This window comes from Methylohalomonas lacus (assembly GCF_024808875.1).
Lineage (GTDB): Bacteria > Pseudomonadota > Gammaproteobacteria > Methylohalomonadales > Methylohalomonadaceae > Methylohalomonas > Methylohalomonas lacus.
On the sequence record NZ_JANUCT010000010.1, the window covers coordinates 39,226 to 61,597 of the forward strand.

The 22,372-nt window shown below is 59.5% G+C and carries 23 protein-coding genes; 10 read left to right on the top strand and 13 right to left on the bottom strand.

Annotated features, from left to right (window positions below; translation table 11 throughout):
* Position 1 precedes the first annotated feature (1 nt).
* Both J2T55_RS08165 and J2T55_RS08170 read left to right on the top strand, forming a co-directional pair.
* The gene (locus tag J2T55_RS08165) at positions 2 to 637 is read left to right on the top strand and encodes a hypothetical protein (RefSeq protein WP_259055524.1); all 636 of its coding nucleotides are present in this window, start codon (positions 2 to 4) and stop codon (positions 635 to 637) included.
* A gap of 47 nt (positions 638 to 684) precedes the next feature.
* Positions 685 to 1,275 carry a DUF6655 family protein gene (locus tag J2T55_RS08170; RefSeq protein WP_259055525.1) on the top strand — a complete coding sequence of 197 codons (591 nt, stop codon included), beginning with the start codon at positions 685 to 687 and terminating at the stop codon, positions 1,273 to 1,275.
* Between the two features lie 24 nt (positions 1,276 to 1,299).
* Here the strand turns inward: J2T55_RS08170 and J2T55_RS08175 are convergent, their stop codons facing one another.
* Positions 1,300 to 2,496: a BaiN/RdsA family NAD(P)/FAD-dependent oxidoreductase gene (locus J2T55_RS08175; protein ID WP_259055527.1), complete on the bottom strand. Its 1,197-nt coding sequence runs from the start codon at positions 2,494 to 2,496 to the stop codon at positions 1,300 to 1,302.
* 194 nt (positions 2,497 to 2,690) lie between these two features.
* On the opposite strand from J2T55_RS08175, the gene J2T55_RS08180 reads away from it, so the two are divergent.
* A complete protein-coding gene (locus tag J2T55_RS08180) occupies positions 2,691 to 3,869 on the top strand; it encodes a magnesium transporter (RefSeq protein WP_259055530.1) in 1,179 nt (392 codons plus the stop codon).
* A 103-nt stretch (positions 3,870 to 3,972) separates the two neighbouring features.
* Here J2T55_RS08180 and J2T55_RS08185 read toward each other — a convergent pair whose 3' ends face one another.
* The 3 genes from J2T55_RS08185 to J2T55_RS08195 all read right to left on the bottom strand — a co-directional run bounded on the left by J2T55_RS08185 (position 3,973) and on the right by J2T55_RS08195 (position 5,506).
* Positions 3,973 to 4,455 carry an AAC(3)-I family aminoglycoside N-acetyltransferase gene (locus J2T55_RS08185; protein ID WP_407660068.1) on the bottom strand — a complete coding sequence of 161 codons (483 nt, stop codon included), beginning with the start codon at positions 4,453 to 4,455 and terminating at the stop codon, positions 3,973 to 3,975.
* A 30-nt stretch (positions 4,456 to 4,485) separates the two neighbouring features.
* Complete coding sequence (locus J2T55_RS08190; RefSeq protein WP_259055535.1) at positions 4,486 to 4,947, bottom strand: GNAT family N-acetyltransferase; 462 nt, start codon at positions 4,945 to 4,947, stop codon at positions 4,486 to 4,488.
* Positions 4,948 to 5,092: 145 nt separating this feature from the next.
* Entirely contained in the window at positions 5,093 to 5,506 is a 414-nt protein-coding gene (locus tag J2T55_RS08195) for a DUF2141 domain-containing protein (RefSeq protein WP_259055537.1), read from the bottom strand.
* Between the two features lie 826 nt (positions 5,507 to 6,332).
* On the opposite strand from J2T55_RS08195, the gene J2T55_RS08200 reads away from it, so the two are divergent.
* Positions 6,333 to 6,917: a hypothetical protein gene (locus J2T55_RS08200; protein WP_259055538.1), complete on the top strand. Its 585-nt coding sequence runs from the start codon at positions 6,333 to 6,335 to the stop codon at positions 6,915 to 6,917.
* A gap of 490 nt (positions 6,918 to 7,407) precedes the next feature.
* On the opposite strand, the gene J2T55_RS08205 is transcribed toward J2T55_RS08200, so the two are convergent.
* The 4 genes from J2T55_RS08205 to J2T55_RS08220 all read right to left on the bottom strand — a co-directional run bounded on the left by J2T55_RS08205 (position 7,408) and on the right by J2T55_RS08220 (position 12,764).
* Positions 7,408 to 8,868 carry a GGDEF domain-containing protein gene (locus J2T55_RS08205; RefSeq protein ID WP_259055629.1) on the bottom strand — a complete coding sequence of 487 codons (1,461 nt, stop codon included), beginning with the start codon at positions 8,866 to 8,868 and terminating at the stop codon, positions 7,408 to 7,410.
* A 244-nt stretch (positions 8,869 to 9,112) separates the two neighbouring features.
* Positions 9,113 to 10,846 (bottom strand): lysophospholipid acyltransferase family protein, encoded by a 1,734-nt coding sequence (locus J2T55_RS08210; protein WP_259055539.1) that lies wholly within the window; start codon positions 10,844 to 10,846, stop codon positions 9,113 to 9,115.
* Between the two features lie 77 nt (positions 10,847 to 10,923).
* On the bottom strand, positions 10,924 to 11,970 hold the full coding sequence (locus J2T55_RS08215) for a glycosyltransferase family 4 protein (RefSeq protein ID WP_259055540.1): 1,047 nt from the start codon (positions 11,968 to 11,970) through the stop codon (positions 10,924 to 10,926).
* 20 nt (positions 11,971 to 11,990) lie between these two features.
* Entirely contained in the window at positions 11,991 to 12,764 is a 774-nt protein-coding gene (locus J2T55_RS08220; RefSeq protein ID WP_259055542.1) for a UDP-2,3-diacylglucosamine diphosphatase, read from the bottom strand.
* 247 nt (positions 12,765 to 13,011) lie between these two features.
* On the opposite strand from J2T55_RS08220, the gene J2T55_RS08225 reads away from it, so the two are divergent.
* Entirely contained in the window at positions 13,012 to 13,143 is a 132-nt protein-coding gene (locus J2T55_RS08225; RefSeq protein WP_259055543.1) for a hypothetical protein, read from the top strand.
* 3 nt (positions 13,144 to 13,146) lie between these two features.
* Here the strand turns inward: J2T55_RS08225 and J2T55_RS08230 are convergent, their stop codons facing one another.
* Positions 13,147 to 13,725 (bottom strand): nitroreductase family protein, encoded by a 579-nt coding sequence (locus tag J2T55_RS08230; protein WP_259055544.1) that lies wholly within the window; start codon positions 13,723 to 13,725, stop codon positions 13,147 to 13,149.
* A gap of 119 nt (positions 13,726 to 13,844) precedes the next feature.
* On the opposite strand from J2T55_RS08230, the gene J2T55_RS08235 reads away from it, so the two are divergent.
* Complete coding sequence (locus J2T55_RS08235; protein WP_259055546.1) at positions 13,845 to 14,384, top strand: PepSY domain-containing protein; 540 nt, start codon at positions 13,845 to 13,847, stop codon at positions 14,382 to 14,384.
* 71 nt (positions 14,385 to 14,455) lie between these two features.
* Here J2T55_RS08235 and J2T55_RS08240 read toward each other — a convergent pair whose 3' ends face one another.
* From J2T55_RS08240 to rph, 4 genes are read right to left on the bottom strand one after another with little or no spacing between them, the layout of a single operon-like run.
* A complete protein-coding gene (locus tag J2T55_RS08240; protein WP_259055548.1) occupies positions 14,456 to 15,439 on the bottom strand; it encodes a zinc-dependent alcohol dehydrogenase family protein in 984 nt (327 codons plus the stop codon).
* A 31-nt stretch (positions 15,440 to 15,470) separates the two neighbouring features.
* Positions 15,471 to 16,655 (bottom strand): radical SAM family heme chaperone HemW, encoded by a 1,185-nt coding sequence (gene hemW / locus J2T55_RS08245; RefSeq protein WP_259055549.1) that lies wholly within the window; start codon positions 16,653 to 16,655, stop codon positions 15,471 to 15,473.
* Positions 16,648 to 17,247 (bottom strand): RdgB/HAM1 family non-canonical purine NTP pyrophosphatase, encoded by a 600-nt coding sequence (gene rdgB / locus J2T55_RS08250; RefSeq protein ID WP_259055551.1) that lies wholly within the window; start codon positions 17,245 to 17,247, stop codon positions 16,648 to 16,650. The genes hemW and rdgB overlap by 8 nt, the downstream gene beginning before the upstream one ends.
* A 2-nt stretch (positions 17,248 to 17,249) precedes the next feature.
* The gene (gene rph, locus J2T55_RS08255; protein WP_259055552.1) at positions 17,250 to 17,969 is read right to left on the bottom strand and encodes a ribonuclease PH; all 720 of its coding nucleotides are present in this window, start codon (positions 17,967 to 17,969) and stop codon (positions 17,250 to 17,252) included.
* A gap of 180 nt (positions 17,970 to 18,149) precedes the next feature.
* Between rph and J2T55_RS08260 the strand changes: the two genes are divergently transcribed.
* The 4 genes from J2T55_RS08260 to spoT all read left to right on the top strand — a co-directional run bounded on the left by J2T55_RS08260 (position 18,150) and on the right by spoT (position 22,343).
* Complete coding sequence (locus J2T55_RS08260) at positions 18,150 to 19,016, top strand: YicC/YloC family endoribonuclease (protein ID WP_259055553.1); 867 nt, start codon at positions 18,150 to 18,152, stop codon at positions 19,014 to 19,016.
* A 3-nt stretch (positions 19,017 to 19,019) separates the two neighbouring features.
* Positions 19,020 to 19,679, top strand: a complete 660-nt coding sequence (gmk, locus tag J2T55_RS08265; protein WP_259055555.1) for a guanylate kinase — start codon at positions 19,020 to 19,022, stop codon at positions 19,677 to 19,679.
* Positions 19,680 to 19,838: 159 nt separating this feature from the next.
* Entirely contained in the window at positions 19,839 to 20,105 is a 267-nt protein-coding gene (rpoZ, locus tag J2T55_RS08270) for a DNA-directed RNA polymerase subunit omega (RefSeq protein ID WP_259055559.1), read from the top strand.
* Positions 20,106 to 20,228: 123 nt separating this feature from the next.
* Positions 20,229 to 22,343 (top strand): bifunctional GTP diphosphokinase/guanosine-3',5'-bis pyrophosphate 3'-pyrophosphohydrolase, encoded by a 2,115-nt coding sequence (spoT, locus tag J2T55_RS08275; RefSeq protein WP_259055561.1) that lies wholly within the window; start codon positions 20,229 to 20,231, stop codon positions 22,341 to 22,343.
* Positions 22,344 to 22,372: the final 29 nt, after the last annotated feature.

Sequence of the window (22,372 nt, forward strand, 5' to 3'; positions counted from 1 at the left end):
CGTGAGTGCCGTCAGTACCGCCGTCGGGCGGAACGAACCTTTGGCGCCCGAGGCGCTGAAGGCGCCGCTGTTTGTTTCGCTCGCCGAGAAAATGCTCGCCGGTGGCCGCTGGGTCGTGCTCGATCTCGGGCCGGCGCAGGCGGCGACGATCGGCTTTCTCAACCAGTTCCGCTGCCGGCTGGAGATCGCCGACCTGCCGGTCTCCATCGAGTCGCTGAATGCCGAGGCGGACAAGGCACAGTGCCGACAGCTGGCCGAATCCGTCCTGCCGGCCTGCAGTTCGGAACCCGTTGACATGGTGCTGTGCTGGGATCTGCTCAACTACCTGCAGCGGCCAGCACTGACGGCGGTCATGGCCGAGATTGCCGGACGTGCACAGCCGGGTACACTGGTTCATGCGCTGATCGTCTATTCCGGCAAGCAGATGCCGGAACGACCCGGTCCGTACTACCCGGTGTGGGAAGCCGACGATGACGCCCTGACCTCGACCCGGCTGGCGAACATCCGCATGACCAGCCGCGAATGCGAGGCACCGCGCTATACGCCGGACGACCTGGCCCACTGCATGTCGGACTACCGCATCGAGCGGGCCAAGCTGCTCAGCAATGGCATGCAGGAATTCCTGTTCCACTTGTAATCGTGTATCAGAACAACACGCCACCTGTCTGAATCCTGAAGTCACCAATGACGTACCGACTCGTTGTGATCCTGCTACTGGGCACCGCCCTGCTCGGCTGTACCAGCACCAAACAGACGCTGCCGGCCCGCAGCGCCACCGAACAGCTGCTCATTTCCGGGGCCGCCGATGCAGCGGCAAGGAAACTGACACTCGAGCTGCCGGCAGATACGCGCGTCTGGCTGCAGACCTCGAGATTCAAGGACGGCGACGGTCAATACGCCGTCGGCGCAATTCGCCAGCATTTGCTGGAACAGGACCTGCGCATGGCCAGGTCAGCGGACAGCGCCGACGTCATCGTCGAGGTGCGTGCCGGCGCCCTGTCCATCGACGAACGCCGAACCCTGTTCGGTACGCCCAGCATCGAAGTGCCGGTGCCGTTTGCGACAGCGCCCGAGCTGCCGGAACTCCCCCTCTTCAAGAAAGAGCAGCAGGAAGGCGTCGCCAAGATCGCGGCCTTTGCCTACGACGCGGATGACGGCGCGCTGATCGCCAGTACCGACCCGACCTTCGGCTTCTCCAACCTCACCCGCTGGCGCGTACTGCTGTTTGTCAGCTGGACCACCAGCGATCTCATACCCGCGGGCGCGCGTGACTAGCCGCTTACCGGTACAGCTAAGCCGCTAGACATACTGACCCGCCGCATAACCCGACGCCCAGGCCCACTGGAAGTTGTGCCCGCCCAGGTGGCCCGTGACGTCGACCACTTCGCCGATGAAATACAGACCCGGATGATCGCGGCAGGCCAGGGTCTTTGACGACAACGCTGTCGTATCAATACCGCCGAGCGTCACCTCGGCAGTGCGGTAACCCTCGGTACCGGACGGCCATACCGTCCACGGCTGGCAATGCGCCGCAACCTGCTCGATATCAGCGTCGCTCAGTTGGCCCAGCGGCTTATTCTCCAGCCACAGTTCGCACCAGCGCTGCGCCACGCGCCGGGTCAGTCGCTCGCCGAGCAGATTCTTCAATACCAGCTTTGGCCGCTGCTCGCGCTGCGCGCGTAGATGTTCGACCAGGTCCATGTCGGGGAACAGATCGATCTGCAGGGGCTGGCCGGGCTGCCAGTAACTCGATGCCTGCAGGATGGCCGGTCCACTCAGACCCTTGTGGGTGAACAGGAGATTCTCGCGAAATTCGACGCCGTCTGCCGCCGTGACGCTATCCAGCGACACGCCGGCCAGGTCCTGCAACTGTTTCAGCTTGCGACCGTCGAAAGTCACCGGCACCAGCGCTGCCCGTGTCGGCTGCACCGGGATACCCAGCGAGTGCGCCAGTTCGTAGCCGAAACCGGTCGCACCCATTTTCGGGATCGACAGCCCGCCGGTCGCGATCACCAGTGATTCGCAGGACAGCTCCCCTTGCGGCGTGACCAGCCGGTACGGCTCACCGGTTTGCGCTATGCGCACCGGCGAATGCGTGCGCACTGTAACTCCGGCAGCCGCGCACTCGGCCAGCAGCAGGCGGACGATGTCCTTTGACGACTCGTTGCAGAACAGCTGGCCGAGCTTCTTCTCGTGATAACCGATGCCATGCTTTTCCACCAGTGCGATGAAGTCCCATGGCGTATAGCGGCCCAGCGCTGATTTCATGAAATGCGGGTTCGCCGAGATGAAATTCTCCGGCGTCGAATACAGGTTGGTGAAATTGCAGCGCCCGCCGCCGGACATGAGAATCTTCTTGCCGACCCGGTTGGCATGATCCAGCACCAGCACCCGCCGGCCGCGCTGACCGGCCGTGATCGCGCACATCAATCCGGCCGCGCCGGCGCCGACGATGATCACATCATAATGGGGAATATTGGCGCTTGCGTCTGACATCGACGCTATTTTACGCGAGCGGCAGGCCGGCGCGTCACTATATATTCCCTGTATTCCCTCGATTCAGCCATGGCGCCGAAGCAGACCACCGCACCGGTTCGAATGACCTTGCCTCCGGGAAAGCCATGGTTTGCGGCCGTTGCCGGGCTTGCCTGTATACTGGATGCATACAGCCCATCTCCAAGGAGCAGATCATGCCGCGCAGCCCGGGAATGATTGAACTGGTCGACGACATCAAGCTGAAAACACCGGAAGATGCCGCCGAGCAACTGGCGAAAATGCCGCCTGACGAAATCCAGTTCGTGCTCTCACGTCTGAATAGCGAGCAGGCTAACAAGATCGCCTCACATCTCGCTGAAAGCGCCACGCCCGAGGATCAGGCAACCCGGGCGGTCATCTCCGGCCTTGAAGAAACCGTCGGCGAGCTGATGACCACCACGCCCGCCATCCTGCCGTCCAGCTATACGGTGGCCGAAGCGCTCACGTTTCTCGTCAAGAGCACGGACATCAGCGAGATCAGCTATATATTCACCACCGAGGAAGAGCGCCTGGTCGGCGTGGTCGGCATGCGCGATCTGTTGCTGGCCAAACCGTCGCAAACACTGGCCGACATCATGCTCAAAAAGCCCTTCACGTTTGACCCGAACACATCGGTCCAGGAAGCAGTGAGCGAGGCCATGTACCGGCACTATCCCTTGTACCCGGTCGTCGATAACGACGGGCGTATCGTCGGCGTGGTGCATGGCTGGAAACTGTACGAACGTATCGCCTCGGAGATCAGCGGCCAGGCTGGCAGTCAGTATGGTGTCGACAAGGAGGAACAGATCAGTACTTCGGTATTACAGGCATTCCGCATGCGTCACCCGTGGCTATTGATCAACCTGGTCACGGCATTCGCAGCCGCTTTCGTCGTCGGCATGTTCGAGGATACCATCACGCAGGTCGTTGCACTGGCCGTATTCCTGCCTGTACTGGCAGGCCAGAGCGGTAACACCGGCTGTCAGGCGTTGGCGATTACGCTACGCGGCATCACACTCGGCCAGTTGCGTGACTACCCGGTTCGCAAACTGTTGCGCAAGGAAATTCTTTTAGGCGCACTCAACGGTGCCATAGTCGGCTTGATAGCGGGTATCGCCATGTTCGGTTACGCCATGGCAACCGAGTCCATGCAGCCACTGACACTGGGGATCGTAATAGTACTTGCCATGACCGGCGCCTGCATCGGCAGCGGCATTTTCGGCGTCATGGTGCCGCTGGTTCTCAAACGCTTCGGCGCCGACCCGGCCACCGCCAGCAGCATCTTCCTGACCACGTTTACCGATATCATCGGCATGGGTCTAATGCTGTTTCTGGCAACGATAATGATCTTGTAACAGCCTCAAGGGGCACGGACACCACTTTCAAGGGCATTTCATGGAATTACTGAGGCTTGTTTGAACCAGAATGCCTGCAGGAGGGTGCCCCTGCCATGCACGGTCATGGGGCTGTAGTACGACTACGCACGGGAATGTCAAAATGCAGTACGTTCTCCTTGCTTCCCAGCCTGGAGTACAAAGCAATCGCTGCCTCGTCTTCGGGCCCGGTATCGGCCTGCACAAAGATGGTATAAGCCCCGCGATCAACCGCTATGTTCTTCAGTTCCTGGATCAACGCAGTTGCAATGCCTTGTCGTCTGTGCGCCTCCAAAACCGCGAGATCGTATATATAGATCTCACTGCGCTCCTGTTCAAATTTCCTGAGTTCATAAGCAGCAAGACCTCCTATAACCTGCTCGTCCTTCAGGGCAACTAGTGCAATGAAATAGCCGCTTCCAAGTAGCTGTTGTATGTAGTCAGTACAGGGCCGGTTTCTGATATAAGCCTCCAGATCACTGAAGACTTCTCCGAAGATCTTCAACAAGGCATCCATCAAACCCGGATTTTCCTGGGTGATCTGGCGTATTCTCCAGTGAAACTCCATCATAAACGGCCACCCTTGGATCCTATGGTATCAATGTTCACCGGCATTGCTTGTCGGTGCCCGGCACAGCCTTGTCAGGTTTTTTTCCATCTTGATGGTGGGACCATTTTTTTCGACCACTTGAAAATCCAACCTTTCATAGAGTTTTGCAGCTGGATTATCCACAAACGTAGTGAGCTTGATTACAGTGTCTCTGTGCCTGTCCAGAAAGTCGGAGAGAATTTTTCCCCCTATGCCTCGCCCCTGATAACGGGACGCTATTTGTAGGTTATCAATATAAATTGAATCTTCGCTAACCTTGCAGCAAAAATATCCGATCCGTTGCCCGTGAACCAGCAGGATTTGAATATTCTCTATAACAAACCCTTTACGAAACTCCGAGTCGACCCATCCTCCCCAATGACGACAGAATAAATCGTACATATTCTGCTTTGTAAGATCGTAGCAAAATTCATAGTCGTCTTCGGTCGCTTGTCGTAATCCATATTCCATATATTTGAACTTTCTGGCTCAGAGCCTAACTGTAAGTCAAACGGTAGCGACAAACCCAAAATTAGCTTGAGTGACTTTAATATTAGGGCGAAAAACTCTGCAAGGGTGTACTGGATTTAAATAACTCTTCGGTATTCATGGATTGCTAGTAATTCAAGCTGATCGTTAGATCCAGATTTTGGCCGTCGTACGGAAAGCTGGCAGCCTCAAACGAAGGGGCGCTCATCGAGGCTTTTGCGTCATTTGAAAAGCCGTAGCCTTCCCTGGGGAGACCCAACCAATTAGTGTCCAGCTTGCCGTCCATATTTTCATCATGAATGACGGCCAACGCATATGTTCCCGACGGTATATCCAGAAAGTCACAGCGCGCCTGCGTATCCCGAACTTTTATCATCATGATATTAGTCGCGTAGCGCAAAAACTCAGCAGGGAAGCCCTCAGGTGCTTCGAAAAGCGCGCAAGCTACTGCTCCGGTGCTATTTCTGATATCCAGGATTTTAACATGAATCCCAGGACACGGCGCTTGGGCAAAGGCGATAGCAGGCAGCTTCATAAACATCAGTAGCACACACAAAGTCAATCTACGAACTATCATAGGATCTGTGTCAGCAGATAACTGACTGTGCAGGCCAACCGGGAATTTCGATTACTTGACTTACCCATGATATTCCTAATATGGGTTCTACATTGTTTCCGCAAACGTTTAAGTTAAGCGTAGTCATTGTGTTGATACATTTCCAGTTATCGCCATTCAACAGAGTCATAGACGCGCTCAATGTAATCCAGGACATCCTTACTGGTTAAGGCCAGCTCAGGCGTCGACCCCGGTTTGCCTGATAAGCAAAAAGAGGTCGGGATGGTTGTTACCATATTCGATAATTTCACCACCAGTATATAGACTAAATCCGGACGCTTATCATGGCGATGAATGGCAATCATACCGCCCGGCTCGATCGTGGTCCGGCGCGTGAAACTGTTGCCTGAACGCGGCCGGCAATACATTGGCCAGTTCCAGGGCATTCAGCTATTTGCTCGCCATGATTCTTCGAATCCTGGCCGGTTCCTCAAGGCTAAGCTTGGCGGCGGTCCGTATTCACCCTGGGACACAACCTGATCGCTGACATCATGCGCCCTGGCGGTAAGACGCAATAAGAACCATCCTGGCAATGGACTAAGACCCTGATTCAACACTCGTTTGCACATGTATAGCACGCGATCCTCCCCAGCTTGCTTGGTTACCGGCTATCGCCAATACCTAGATATTGACAAAGGCTGCTTGCGGATTTGAGCCCGATTATGGTCGCATGTTCTAATCACCATGTTGCGCTTGTGCAGTATGAAACGGCCTTGTTCACGAAATCAACGACAACGAAGAAGGAGATATCATGCTGTTTCGACTCCTCGATAAAATCCTACCCAGCGAAGAAGCCGAGATCCCGCTCACCTGTCAGCGAACTCTGGCAGTCAATCGTCTCAAGCAACACCTGCTACCGGGTTTCAGTCTAAAGCTGCTATTCAGTCAAAATCATCCCGGCGGTATTGCGGGCACCGCAACCCATCGAGGTGTCAGCATGCACCGGCTTTATCCCGTCTCAAGCGGCAGAACCTTTGGCAATGCCTTCCAACCCTGTCTCAAGGCCTCGTTCGATCACGTAAACGGGCAATTACATCTGCGTGGCAAATTCCAGATTCACCCTCCTGCGCAAATTTTCGCTGCAATCTGGCTGGGTGGCATCCTGTTCATCACACTGTTTTCCTTCTGGGTTTTCCTGACGGGCCCGTTTGAAGGCCATCAAAAACCCGTACCACTGACATTCCCGATCGGTGCATTAATGTTCTTTTTCCTCGGGCTGGGATTAATCCATGGTGCCTGGCGCTGGTGCGAGGACGATATGGATCACATCAAGCGGTTCATTCATGAACATATCGGTCGGGATGCGACGTATGACGATATGTCCAAACAGCGTTAACCGGCAGTTCATGGCTTAGGGGATAATCGTTGGTCTGGAGAAGGCTGGCCTAGTAACGCCCAAATGCTGCATCAGGCAGGAGACCCGGTTTTGTCCTCCGGGCTCAGGAGGCGATGCTCAAGGCTTCTCCAGTACATGGCTATGCAGCTCAATACGGTAATTGCACAGGCCACGACCAGGGCAGTCGAGGTAAAGCCGGTAATCATCCACGGCGAGGATACAGGCATCCCGATTGTTCCCGCGCAAAACGATGTGTGCGGGGTCGCTGGTCAGTTGCATCCGTATACTGTGCGGCATGGCAGCTCTGTTGCCGTGTCGTATATAACTCTGAAGAAATTGCTAACTGATAACTGGGCAAATTTAAATCACATCGACACCATTTCACTGCAGTCCGACTGGGATCCCGCTATTATGAGCAAGGCTCCATGTTGGTGTTGGTCTGAACACAAGCGCTGCGGGCAGAAACAGATAGAGGGGCGAGCATTTCAATTTAACCTTTTTGCGCAGCCCTATTCAATGAAGGTCCGTCATCTGCACGAACAACGCGATCCCGCCCCGTATTCTTAGCCAAATATAATGCCCGATCCGCACGGTTGATCAGCTCATCGGCTGTTTCTCCAGGAGCAAATACCGCCAAACCCGCCGAACAGGTCTGGCCGCGCGGGATCAGTTTACGTAAACGTTCTACTGCCTTCTGGCACTGTTCGATATCGGTGTCCGGAAAAATAATCACAAACTCCTCGCCACCAATACGGGCTAGCATGTCGGTCGGACGCAAGTCCGACTGCCAGGCGTCCACCAAATTCTGCAACAGTGCATCACCTGCCGGGTGTCCGTATGTATCATTAAAGTCCTTGAAGTAATCCAGGTCGAGAAATGCGAGACACAGGGTTGTACCCAGACGTTCGGCACGCGCTACCTCCCGTTTCAGCTGGTACTCAAGATCGCGACGATTGGATGCCCCCGTCAATGGATCCATCCGCGATAGGCGTTCAAGTCTTTCAGCCTGGTGTTGCGTTTCCCGTATGAGCCCGGCCATACGATGCATAATCAGAAGAAACAGCAGGATCGAGGCAAATGCAGCGACACGGACCACCCCAATTTCAGTTCCAACAGTCAGTAGTATCAGTGCCGGCACAAATACAGACGCAGTCCCCAGGATAAATAATCGCTGGCTGGATAGCCGCGCCGTCGAGGCATGTGATGTCGGTACTTCACTGGAAGATGGGTGCCATACGGCAGCGACAAACAGGCTATAGGCAACCAGCCATAACCCGTCGGTGAAGCCACCGGGCCCGTACCAGCCGGCCGAATTGCCGTGCGCATAAAGCATATCGGCAGCCAGGTAGGCGAGCATGCCGGCCAGCAGCAGTGTATGCGCAGTAATACGCGTTCGCTGAAGAAAAACCAGATGCAGGATCATGGGCAGCAGGATCAAGTCGGCGACCGGGTAGGCCGTTGAAACAAGCAACTGCAACAGCGTGATATCAGGCGCATTCACATATGGCTCAATCAACAGAGCCCAGCCCAACACACCTGCCGAAATACCGATGATGAGTGCATCACTTAAAGTGCTGTCGTCGGTATTTTTCCGCTTACCCAGCAACCATAACGCCATCATAAACAGTGGATATATCGCCAGGTAGAATATATCGGCTGCCGATGGAAAAGGTTCCAGGCCCACAAGATCCAGCCAGTACCAGATACCGTGCCCTATGGCTGCAAGTACCAGTGCCATCGCTATCAGTTTCCAGGCCAGGGAACAAAACAGCTGTTTTTCCCGGTACACGGCAACCGTCACGGTAACGGCTGCCGCCAGGGTAGCAAGCACATAGAGGGCACTTGCTGTCAGCCCATAAGGGAGCAGGACATACAGCAGCGCCAATCCCAGGCCACCGGCAAGCAATAGCCGCCACGGGCTGCGTTCGTATAGCCGGTTACGTTTGAGCATACCGGATGATTTTATCTGCTCGATCATAACCATACTCCCGGCGTTGCAATCGGCGGGCCGTTGGTAATAATAACTAGCAGATAGTAATGCGATGTATTTGCATGATCCTCTGACATTGAGGACGATTTTACACGGAAAATGCCCAAGTAACTCGTGTCGGGAGCCGAGTTAACGCTATACACACACTCAACACATAGACGCGCCGGCCGCCGGCGCGGCCTGACTCCGGCTATGCTTGAACGGTTTAGTCGTGCCGAGAGGTGGCTGAGGATTTGAGGTAGGCGTCAGCACCAACCCGGCCCATGTACTGCTGCAGCAGTTGCGGGGCGGTCTGTTTCATGTCGACAACAATCAGGCCGTCGACAGCGTTGTTGAAGTCGCGATCGACGTTAAATTCCAGGAACTTGCCGCCCATCTTCAGGTATTGCCTGATCAAAACGGGCACGCCCTTGTGGTCGGCCTCGATCTGGGCGATGAGGTCGGAGACCAGATCGATGTCGCTAACGCAGTGCAGATCCTCGTCGGCCAGGAAAGCGGGCCGCTGATTCGGCAGCGGCGTACGCGGTTTCACCCGCAGGCCGGGCTGGCCATTGTTCAACCGCAGGCTGTCGACCAGCAGGCACAGCGAGTGCCGGTCGTAGTCGCCGCTGATCGTCACCGGGCCGAACAGGTAACGGTAGCGTGGATTGTTCGCCAGGTAGCTGCAGATGCCGCGCCAGAGCATGAGCAACGAGGTATGGTGACGCTGGTACTCGGGCCGGACGAACGAACGGCCAAGTTCGATGGCCGGATCCATGTAATCGAGCAGCCGGTTGCCATAACGAAACAGCGAATGCGTGTACAGCCCCTGCCGACCATGACGGCTGACGATATCGTCAACCCGGGCCAGCCGATAGGCACCGACGATTTCCCGCCTGCTCCTGTGCCAGATGAACAGGTGCTGGTAATAGGTATCGTAGTGATCCAGGTCGATCGCCCGGCCGGTGCCCTCGCCCACCGCGCGGAAGGTCAGCTCGCGCAGACGGCCAATCTCCTGCAATAGCCATGGCATCTGCGCGGCCCGGGCGATGAACACCTGCATGTCGCCGTGCGTCAGCAGACACTGATCCGGCGCGAGATGCGCGATCTCGGCCTGCAGCAGATCGGCCGGCGTCGCCGCAATCACCGCTGCACCATCGACATGGTTGCGCGCCGCCGGTTGCCGATCAACGGCTGATTGCCGAGCCAGCAAGCCATTGTGCATCTTCAGGTAGCGCGTCACTTTTTCATCGCTATCCAGACGCTGCAGACGGCTGTACTTGACTGGCCGGCCGACTCGCAGATCAACCTGCCTGCCCGTCTTGTTCAGCAATTCTCGCGGCAGCATGAACGTGCGCACGCGCGGGTGCAGCAGGCCGAGCGTCTGGAACAGCCAGCTGTTGCGACCGTGGATATGCACGGGCACGACCGGCGCGGCGGTCATGCGGACCAGCCGACCGATCATCGGATTCCAGGCAACTTCGCGGACACCGCGCTGCGGCACCGAGTAACGCGCCACGTCTCCGGCGGGAAATACCAGCAGGCAACCGCCTTCGCGTATCCAGCGCAATGCCTCGCGCAGCGGTCTGCTGTTGCTGCGACGCGCCTGCTCGCCGGCGTACGGATCGACCGGAATGAACAGTTCGCGCAATTCGTCGATGCGACACAGGTGGAAATTAACCATGATGCGCAAATCGCTGCGTATGCCGGTAAGCAGATGCGCCGCGATGATGCCGTCGAGACCGCCAAACGGGTGGTTGGCGACGACGATCGCCGGTCCGGTGCGCGGGACATGATCGAGCTCTGCCGGGTTAACCCGGTAGTCGATCTGCAGCAGTCGCAACGCCTGCTCGCAAAAGGCGCGCGGCTGTCGCGGCCAGTCGTTGCCACGATAGATTGCATCGAGCTCGGCCAGCCCGCTGGCCGCTTCGACACCGCGGTAGAGTGCATTTCTCAGCACGGCGCACCAACCATCCTGTACGGGCTGGCTGGAAAGGCGGAACGGACTGGTTTGCAGTACCGACATTAGCTGTCTGTTCAGAGCGTGATCTGCGTGACCGGATTGTCCTGATCCTGCGGCGGCGCATTGAACGGATCGAGGTTGTCGGCAAAGCCCTTGGCGCAGTAACGCCATGAGCGCGAATGTGCGAAGTCGATGCAGTCCTGCGGGTCGAGCTGTAGCGCCTGCAGAGCGGCTGCGCGCAGGTCCTCGTTCATTACGCCAGTCACACCGTTGCTGATGACGTCGATGGGCCCGGTGACCGGATAGGCGGCAACCGGCAGGCCGCAAGCCATCGCCTCGAGCATGACCAGGCCGTAGGTGTCGGTGCGACTGGGAAAGACAAACACGTCCGCCGCCGCCAGATAGCGCGCGAGTTCTTCGCCGAATCGGTAGCCGCTAAACACCACGTCCGGGTACTGTTCACCCAGCTTCTGTCGATCCGGGCCATCGCCGACGACGACCTTCGTGCCCGGCAGTTCCAGATCCAGAAACGCGTTGATGTTCTTTTCCACTGCCACACGACCCATGTACATGAAGATCGGTCGCGGTTGCGGCAGGAATGATTTGTCGGCGGAAGGTCTGAAGATGTTCGTATCGACACCGCGCGACCAGGTCACGACGTTGCTGAAACCGCGTTCAAGCAGACGCTGGCGCTGCGACTCGGTCGGCACCAGCGTGCGCGTGGCCGGGCCGTGAAACCGGCGCATGTAGGCGTAGGACCAGGCCAGCGGAATCGGCGCGCGCATGCGGATATATTCGGGAAACTGCGTATGAAACGACGACGTGAACGGCAGTTCGTTTTTCAGGCAATAACGGCGCGCGGCGTGGCCCAGCGGCCCCTCGGTCGCGACATGAATGGCGTCGGGCTGGAAGGCTTCGAGCGTGCGCCGCAAACGCGGCCCCGGGTTGATCGCCAGGCGTATCGACGGATAGGTCGGGCATGGCACGGTGTGGAAAGTCGCCGGCGTCAGCAGACAGATGTCATGACCAAGTTCGCGCAGTTCCCGCGTGGTGTTTTCATACGTGCGCACGACGCCATTGACCTGGGGCAGCCAGGCATCGGTGGCAATGGCAATTCTCATGGCGTTGACGGAACGATCAATCAGGCGGCAACACTCAGGCGTTTCAGTGACTCGACCTCATCGGTCCAGTGAATCAGCTCCAGCGAGCCGTCGTGAGCCTCGGTCAGCGCGGTACAGCTTTCCACCCAGTCACCGCAGTTGAGATACAGCATATCGTCGATGTGCGTGATCTCGGCACGGTGAATATGGCCGCAGACCAGGCCATCGACCTTCTGACGCTTGGCCTCGTAGGCGAGCGCTTCCTCGAAGTTACTGATGTAGCTGACCGCCTGCTTGACCCTGTGCTTGAGCACCGCTGCCAGCGACCAGTAGGAAAAGCCCAGCTTCCGGCGTACGTAGTTCACCCAGGTATTGGCCTTGAGCAGCAGCTCATACAGGGCGCTACCGATCAGCGCGGTAGTCCGCGACGAGGTCACGACCGCGTCGAACTTGTCGCCATGCAGTATCAGCAGACGCTTGCCGTCCTTGGTGGTATGAATGTGCTCGTTGCGGATTTCCAGGTTGCCGAGCACAGTACCGTCCATATCGCGCAGCACTTCGTCGTGGTTGCCAGGCACGAAGATGACGCGCGTGCCGTGCTTGGCCTTGCCGAGGATCGTGCGCACAACGTCGTTGTGTGCCTGGGGCCAGTACAGGCGTTTTTTCATCTGCCAGATATCGATGATATCGCCGACCAGATACAGCGTGTCGCAACGGGTCGAACGCAGGAAGTCGAGCAGATACTGCGCGCTGCAGCCGGAAAATCCGAGATGCACGTCGGATATGAAGATGGTTCTATAATATGTCGGCTTCATTCTGTGTACGCTTGTCATGCCGTGGCCTTCGGGTCTAAACCTGGCGGCGAGTATTACGAACACAGATGACGAATTCATGCCCGGCGTGTGACAGGAATATGAAGATTGCTGGGCCAGAACCCTGACACAACCACAATATCTGGAAAGCCGGCTTCATCCGCGCTTAACGCGGTGGTCATCCCAGAGTCATGCAGGCCTGGCACTGTGGGCGGCATCCTGAAGATGCAGACCACCGGGAGGCAGACGCATGAATGAACGGGAAGAACAATGGCTGGAATTGCGCGTCAACCTGTTGAAACAGCAACAGGCGTTATCCGGCCGCAACTGTTGCTGGCAACGCCGGGCACTTGCCGACTACCTGCGCTGGCGTTTTGACTGACTGTCAGGGCAGCCGGGTCAGACTCTCGCTAGCCGGCCGTTTACTCATCTCGGGCACCTCGTCGGGATAGCCGTACCAGAACAGACCGACCACCTGCTCGCTGGCCAGGTCGCTGCCGAGCAGTTCCATGAAACGCGGATCACGCACGACCTCTCCGGTGGACCATTTCAGCCCCACGCCGGCTTCCCACAGGTATAACGCCAGGTTCTGGATCAGGCAGCAGCAGGCGGCGTAATTTTCCTGGTCACGCACCGGATCGACGGCACGCTCGGCGGTCACCACCAGCCAGCCCGGCATGCTGCGCCAGCGTTCCAACTTCTTCGCCGCCGCGGCATCGCCCTTGGTTTCGGCTAATTGTCTGGCATTCAGTTGACAGATGGCCTCGCGCGTCTGCGGCCCCGGCAGATAGAAGTGCCAAGGCTCGTTCATGCGGTGGTTTGGCGCCCAGCAGGCCACCTGCAGACCGGCGATCAGCAGCTCATCCGGCACCGGCTCGGGGCGGAAGTTATGAATGGTCCGGCGACCGGTAATGGTCGCCTCCAGGCTGTCGGTCACTTGTTGAACCTCTGTTGAACAGGACATGGATTACTTCGTGGCTGGGAATTTATCCTTTGAAAAACCAGTATTTTTTCCTGTATTACTGCGCTGCAGCATCAGTTATGATGGTCTACAATTTAGTGAGACCCCCAAGGAGGTTCCGCATGATTAACCGTATCACCATCATTGTACCGATTCTGCTGCTCGGCGTGCTCGGCTTCAGCGGCAACGCGCTCGCCGGCCACGGCAAGGGCGGATTGGAAAAATGCCTGAAGACCGTCAGCAAGATCAAACCCGGCGATTTCGTCAAGGTCGAGTACTTGTCATTCACCGACGAGGGCGTACCGGCCTATGAAGTGGAAGTCCGTGACGCCGACGGCAACGAATGGGAATTCGAGTGCAGCGCCAAGGACGCCCGCATCCTGGAAATGGAACGCGAGGTGGACAGTGCCGAGGATCCGCTGTTCAACAAGAGCATGAAGGTATCCGAGGCTGACGCCAAGAAGACCGCCACCGATCTGTATCCGGGCACGGTTAAAGAAGTCGAGTACGAGATCGAGGCCAACGGCGACCCGTCCTATGAATTCGACATCGTCGATAGCGACGGCACCGAATGGAAGATCGAGGTTTCCGCCGTCACCGGCAAAATCGTCGAGGTCCAGGTGGAAGAGTGGGAAATCGGTGAAGAAGATCAGCTGAACTGATCGCCGCCGCTGGCCTGCCAGCATTCGGCCCGCCCCGTCCACGGACGCGGCGGGCTTTTTTGTGTCCCGACTCAGGGCACCAGCACGGCCGCGCCCTGCAAGCGGCCATGGCGCAGATCGTCCAGCGCGCGGTTGGCCTCATTCAGCGCATAGCGGCGGGTTTCGGTATGCACGGCGACTTCCTTGAGCAGGTCGAGGAAAGCCGCACCGTCATCACGCGTCAGATTGGCCACCGACTGCACACGCCGTTCCTGCCACAGCAGCTCGTAGGCGAACGCCGGGATCTCGCTCATGTGAATGCCGGCACAGACAACGATCCCGCCGCGATCCACCGCCCGGAGGGTCGCCGGCACCAGCGCACCGACCGGCGCGTAGAGTATCGCCGCATCCAGCGGCTGCGGCGGCAACTGGTCCGAATCACCGGCCCAGTGCGCGCCGAGGCGGCGGGCAAAATCCTGACTTGCCGTATCCCCCGGCCGGGTGAAGGCATACACCTCGCGACCCTGGTGCAATGCGATCTGCGCGACGATGTGGGCGGCAGCACCGAAACCGTACAGGCCCAACCGCTGCGCATCGCCGGTCATGCGCAATGAGCGATAACCGATCAGCCCGGCGCACAGCAGCGGCGCCGTGGCGACCGGGTCAACGACCTGATCGAAACGCAGCACGTAGCCGGCCTCGGCGAGCGCGTATTCGGCGTAGCCGCCGTCGATCTGGTAACCGGTGAAACGCGCGCGCTCGCACAGGTTTTCCTGGCCGCGTCGGCAGTAGCGACATTCGCCGCAGGTCCAGCCCAGCCACGGCACGCCGACGCAGTCATCGACAGCCAGCACCGTCACGCCCTGTCCCAGCCTGGCGACGCGACCGATGATCTCGTGCCCGGGCACAATCGGTGTGCGTATCCCGGGTAATTCACCGTCGACGACATGCAGGTCGGTGCGACAGACGGCGCAGGCGTCGACCCGGATCAGCACCTGGCCGGCGGCGGGTTCCGGCACGGGCCGGGTCTGCGCCACCAGCGGCTCACCGATGGTCTCCAGTACCATTGTTTGCATAGGGGTTTGCATGACGGATTTTACTGCTGCGTCAGCCATGGACTGCAACAGCATCATTGTCCGGCAGGAACAGGGCGACCAGGTCATTGAGATAACGCCGGCCGCGCGCGGTTGGCTGCAGCCGCCGGCGATCGCGGCGCAGCAGGCCCAGGCGGCGGGCGTTGTCCAGCGCCACCGCGATATCGGCTTCGGTCACGCCGGCATGCCGGCGCAGGAGTGACACGGGCACGCCGCGTTCGAGCCGCAACGCATTCAGCATGAATTCGAACACGGCGTCGTCCGTATCGAGCCGCCGATCATCGGCGATGACACCGGCCGTACCGGCTTTCTGCAGGTAGGCGGCCGGCAGGCGGTGGCGCGCCTGGCGCCGGATCGTGCCCGCGTCGACATCGGTCAGCTTGGCATGTGCCCCGGCACCGATACCGAGATAGTCGCCGAAACGCCAGTAGTTCAGGTTGTGCCGGCACTGGCTGCCGGCGCGGGCGTAGGCCGAAACCTCGTACTGGTCGTAACCGTGCTGGCGCAGCAGGCGCTGGCCGGCACACTGCATCGCCCACAGATTTTCATCGTCCGGCAATACCGGCGGCTGCTTGTAGAACACCGTGTTCGGCTCGATGGTCAGCTGGTACCAGGAAATGTGCCGCGGCTGGCAGGCGAACGCCTGTTCCAGGTCCGCCAGCGCCGCATCCACACTTTGTTCCGGCAGACCGAACATGAGATCGATATTGAAGTTGTCGAAGCCGGCGTCGGCGGCCGTGGCTATAGCCCGCCGGGCCTCGGCGGCGTCGTGAATGCGGCCGAGTTTTCGCAGTTGTTCATCGGCAAAACTCTGCACGCCGAGCGACAGGCGATTGATGCCGGCGGCACGGAAATCGCGGAAACGCGCCGCCTCGACCGTGCCGGGATTCGCTTCCAGGGTAATCTCGCAGTCATCGGCCAGCGGCAGGCGCGCGGCAATGCCGTCGAGCAACTGCGCCATGTTGTCGGCCGGCAGCAGGCTCGGCGTGCCGCCGCCGATGAAAATGCTCTGCAGCGGCGGCTGTGATCTGCGGTCAAGCGTGTAATCGAGATCACGCAGCAGCGCGTCGACATAGTCGCCGCCCGGCAGTTCGCCGCGCAGCTCGTGTGAGTTGAAGTCGCAGTACGGACATTTGCGCACGCACCAGGGAATGTGAACGTACAGCGACAGCGGCAGCGGTTGCCCGAATTCAGCCATGAGCGTCGCGCAACTGGGCCAGCAACGCGCGCAGCGCCTGGCCGCGATGGCTCAGCTGGTTCTTGCGTGCCGGCTCGAGTTCCGCCGCCGTGCAATCCTCGCCCGTCACGTAGAAGATCGGATCGTAGCCGAAGCCGTTGCCACCACGCGGGTCAGTGATCAGGTGACCGTGCCAGCGGCCGGTCGCCACCAGTGGCGTCGGGTCCGCAGCGTGCTGTAGATAAACGATGACGCAGTAGTAGTGGGCCGTGCGTTGGTCCGCGGGCACGTCACGGAGGGCCGCGATCAGCTTGTCGAGGTTGGCCTGATCACCTGCGCCAGCGCCGGCGTAACGCGCCGAGTAGATGCCCGGCGCGCCGTCGAGGGCATCAACACTGATGCCCGAGTCATCGGCCAGTGCCGGCAGTCCGCTTTCACGTGCGGCGTGCCGCGCCTTGAGCAGGGCGTTTTCAATAAATGTCAGGCCGGTTTCGGCCGCCGTATCGATGCCGAGCTGCGACTGCGGCACCACCTGCAGACCGACATCCGCCAGTAACTCGCCGAACTCGCGCAGCTTGCCGGGATTGCCGCTCGCCAGTACCACGCGTGTCATGTTCAACCCGGCCCGATCACTTCGCGCTGCTTGCTGAACAGTTCGCCGATGCCGTGACGCGCCAGCTCCAGCATGCGGGCCAGCTCGCTGTCGCTGAACGGATGGCCCTCGGCGGTGCCCTGGATCTCGATGAAATGGCCGGCGTCGTTCATGATCACGTTCATGTCGGTTTCGGCGGTGGAATCCTCGTCGTAGTCGAGATCCAGCACCGGTTCGCCGTTACAGATGCCGACCGAGATAGAAGCGATGGCGCTGGTTGCCGGTACGGTCTTGATGATCTTGCGCGCGCGGGCATTGTTGATTGCCTGCATCAGCGCGACATAGCCGCCGGTGATCGCGGCGGTACGCGTGCCGCCGTCAGCCTGGATAACGTCGCAGTCGATGACGATCGTCACTTCGCCGAGCTGTTTCAGGTCCACCGCGGCGCGCAGGGAACGGCCGATCAGGCGTTGAATCTCGACCGTGCGACCACCCTGCTTGTTCTGTGTCGCCTCGCGGCGCATGCGCTTGTTGGTCGAGCGCGGCAGCATGCCGTATTCGGCCGTGATCCAGCCCTGGCCGCTGCCTTTGAGAAACGGCGGCACGCCGCTGTCGAGCGAGGCGTTACAGATCACCTTGGTGTTGCCGAACTCGATCAATACCGACCCCTCGGCATGACAGGTAAATTCGGGGGTCAGTTTGACGGCCCGCAGCTCGTTGGGCGCTCTTCCGCTTGGACGCATGAAATTCTCCAGGTTAGATAAACGCGCATTATAACGACTATGGCCGTTGCCGGCGTCGGCTCAATGGACATTTCGCCCGTCAGACCACAGAATGCCCGACTTGAAAGGCGCTGACCGGGCCGATCCGGCCGCGGTACGGTCACGCGGCCTCAATAATAATTTCAACAGGGAACAAGGATTATGGTTGCCAGCATGACCGCTTTCGGGCGTGCCGAGGACCAGGGCGACTGGGGACGCGCCGTCTGGGAAATCCGCTCCGTCAATCATCGCTATCTGGAAGTCAGCATGCGCCTGCCCGAGGATCTGCGCGTGCTGGAGACGGCGGTGCGCGAAAGGATCAACGCCCGCCTCGGCCGCGGCAAGATCGACTGCTATCTGCGTTTCGAAACCGAGGAAACCGCCGACAGTGAACTCTGCATTAACGCAGCCCTGGCCGACAAGCTCATCCAGGCCTGTGCCACGATCAACGGCAAGCTGCCGGCCAGTGAACCGGTCACCGCGATCGACGTGCTGCGCTGGCCGGGCGTCATCCAGCGCCAGCCACCGGACCCGGAAGCACTCGGCAAACCCTTGCTGGCCCTGCTGGAAACCACCCTTGACCAGGTGGTCGACACCCGCGAGCGCGAGGGCGCCAAACTCGCCGCACTGATAGAGGAGCGCTGTGCCACCGCCACCGGCATGGTGGCGGAACTGCGCGGCCGGCTGCCGGAGATCATTGCCGGCCTGCGCGAACGCCTGGTCAAGAAAGCCGAGGAACTGCGTGTCGAGATCGAGCGCGACCGCCTCGACCAGGAGCTGCTGCTGCTGGCCCAGCGCTTCGACGTCAGCGAGGAACTCGACCGGCTCGACACGCATATCGCGGAAATCCGCAATATATTGAGCAAGGGCGGCCAGGTCGGCCGGCGGCTCGATTTTCTCATGCAGGAGCTCAACCGCGAGGCCAACACCCTCGGCGCGAAGACCGCGCACATGGATTACAGCAACACCTCGGTTGAACTGAAGGTGCTGATCGAACAGATGCGCGAGCAGATCCAGAACATCGAATAGCCGATGACCACCGCCGTACTCAACTCCCAGCAGCGCCGCGGCCTGCTGTTCATCGTCTCGGCGCCATCCGGCGCCGGCAAGACCACGCTGGTGCGCCGGCTGACCGCCAGCCTGGACAATATTAATGTCTCGGTGTCGCACACGACCCGGCCGCAACGGGCGCGCGAAACCGATGGGGTCGACTACTTCTTCGTCGACGCGGAAAAATTCCGGAGCATGGTTGCGGCCGATCGCTTCCTCGAACACGCGCAGGTATTCGACCACCACTACGGTACCGCCGAAGCCACGGTCGAAAGCGCGCTGAACAACGGTCATGACGTCATTCTCGAGATCGACTGGCAGGGCGCGCAGCAGGTACGCCGCCGCATCAGCGACACCATCAGCATTTTCATAGCCCCGCCCAGCTACGACAGCCTGGTCCAGCGCCTGCACGACCGCGGCCGCGAGGACGAACAGACCATTGCCCGGCGCCTGGCCGAGGCGGTCGACGAACTGTCGCACTACCACGAATACGACTACCTGATCATCAATGACGACCTCGAGCAGGCAGTGGCCGATCTGTGCACCATCGTCACGGCAGCGCGCCTGCGCAGCGAGTGCCGGCGCCCGGCCCTGGACGAGTTTATCCAGGGACTGATAGCACAGGCGCGCCAGATTCAGTAAAATCCCCAGTATTGACCAACAACCGCCAAGTCTGGCCGTCCGGCCAGCGCCCGCGCAGGCGCCTTTCCGACAGGACCGACCCGGCGCCGGCTTGACGTCAAATCTGGATTTATTTCGCCATACAGGGGCCCAACGCCCCATCAGAGAGGATGCTTAATCATGGCAAGACTGACCGTAGAAGACTGCCTGGACAAACTCGACAACCGCTACGAGCTGGTGCTACTGGCCGCCCGGCGTACCCGCCAGCTGTCCATGGGCCTGCCGCCGATGGTGGAAGAGGACGGTGACAAGTCGACCGTCATTGCCCTGCGCGAGATTGCCGAGGGCTTGATCACCGAGGAGAACATCGATGAAATCGGTTCTCATGCCAATATCGACGACGACAACAGCGACGAGCAAGAGGAATACGCGCTGCCGCCGGCCTGAATCTGTCGACAGCGTCGTACCCGTGACGCACCGCGGCGCTGTCGTTCTCCACTGTTCCCGTAATCACCGCGGCTGCCGTGGTTACGACCCGACCCCGGCGGCTGTGCCGGTTATCGATTAGCCATGTATCAGATCACCGATCTATCGAATCTGATCAGCACCTACCTCAAGCCCGAACAGGTCGAGAAGATCCAGCGCGCCTACCAGTTCGGCGCCAAGGCCCATGAGGGCCAGCAGCGCAAGAGTGGCGAACCGTATATCCACCATCCGCTCGCCGTTGCCCACATCCTCGGCGAGATGCACATGGATCACCAGACTATCGTCGCGGCGATCCTGCATGACGTCATCGAAGACACCCCCACCGCCAAGGACGAGATCAGCCGCAAGTTCGGCAAGGAAATCGCCGAACTGGTCGACGGCGTCAGCAAGCTGACGCAGATCCATTTCGACAGCCACGCCGAGGCGCAGGCACACAATTTCCGCAAGATGATGATGGCGATGACCAATGACATCCGCGTCATTCTGGTCAAGCTTGCCGATCGCCTGCACAACATGCGCACGCTGGGCTCGCTGCGCCCCGACAAGCGCCGGCGCATTGCCCGTGAAACGCTCGAAATCTACGCCCCGATTGCGCAGCGACTGGGCCTGAACAAGGTGCGCCTGGAACTGGAGGAGCTCGGCTTCCAGGCACTGTACCCGATGCGCTACCGCGTACTGTCGGAGCAAGTGCGCAAGGCGCGTGGCAACCGCAAGGAGATCGTCGACAAGATCCGCACCGCCCTGCGCCGGCGCCTGCGCCAGGAAAAGATCCCGGCGCAGATATTCGGCCGCGAGAAACATCTCTATGGCATCTACCAGAAGATGCGCAGCAAGCATTTGTCGTTCAATGAAGTCTACGACGTTTACGCGTTTCGCATCATCGTCGAGGCAGTCGATACCTGCTATCGCGTACTCGGTACCGTGCACAACCTGTACAAACCGGTACCGGGCAAATTCAAGGACTACATCGCGATCCCGAAGTCGAACGGCTATCAGTCATTGCATACCGTGCTGTTCGGTCCCTACGGCGTACATATCGAGGTGCAGATCCGGACCAAGGACATGGACGACGTCGCCGAGGCCGGCATCGCCGCACACTGGCTGTACAAGTCCGGCGGCGGCCGCGATGCCAGCAATGCCCACAAGCGGGCGCGCGAATGGCTGCGCGGCATTCTCGAAATGCACCGCACTGCCGGCGACCCGGAAGAGTTCCTGGAAAACGTCAAGGTCGACCTGTTCCCCGACGCGGTTTACCTGTTCACGCCCAAGGGCGAGATCATGGAACTGCCAAAAGGCGCGACCGCCGTCGACATGGCCTACAACATCCACACCGACGTCGGCAATCACTGCGTCGGTGTGCGCATCGACAAGCGCCTGGCACCGCTGAGCACGCAGCTGCAGACCGGCCAGACCATCGAGATCATTACTGCCCCCGGCGCGCGCCCGAACCCGGCATGGCTGAACTTCGTCGTTACCGCCAAGGCACGCTCGAACATCCGCCATTACCTGAAGAACATGCAGCGCACCGAGGCCAGCACGCTGGGCCGGCGACTGCTGAACCGCGAGATCGAGTCACTCGGCAAGACCGTCGACGACATCAGCCCGGAACAGTTCGATGCAGTCCTCAAACAGCACAAGCTCGACAGCGAGACCATGCTGCTGGAAGAAATCGGGCTCGGTAATCTGATGCCGCTGCTGATCGCGCGTGAACTGGTCGCCGTGGAAGAGCAGGAATCCGATGCCCTCAATGGCAAACATACCGGGCCATTATCAATCAAGGGCACCGAGGGTATGGTCGTGAGTTTCCCGCGCTGCTGCTACCCGATCCCCGGCGATCCGATTCAGGGCTTTGTCAGCGCCGGCCGCGGTATCGTCGTGCATAATCGCTCGTGCAGGAATATTGCCGAATACCGTAACCAGCCGGATAAGTGGATCAATGTCGAATGGGAAAAGGACATCAAGCGCGACTTTCTCGCCAGCGTACGGCTTGATGTAACCAACCAGCGCGGTGTCCTGGCCACGCTGGCCAGTACGATCTCGGATCAGGAAGCGAACATCATCAATGTCGAGGTGGCCGATCGCGGCGACCGCTATACTACCCTGAAATTCGAGATTGAAGTCAAAAACCGCCAGCACCTGGCCCAGGTCATGCGCCGCCTGCGCGGCATCAAGCACGTCACACGCATCAGTCGGCACTGATTTCGTGCAAGGCATTGCATGTCCACAGA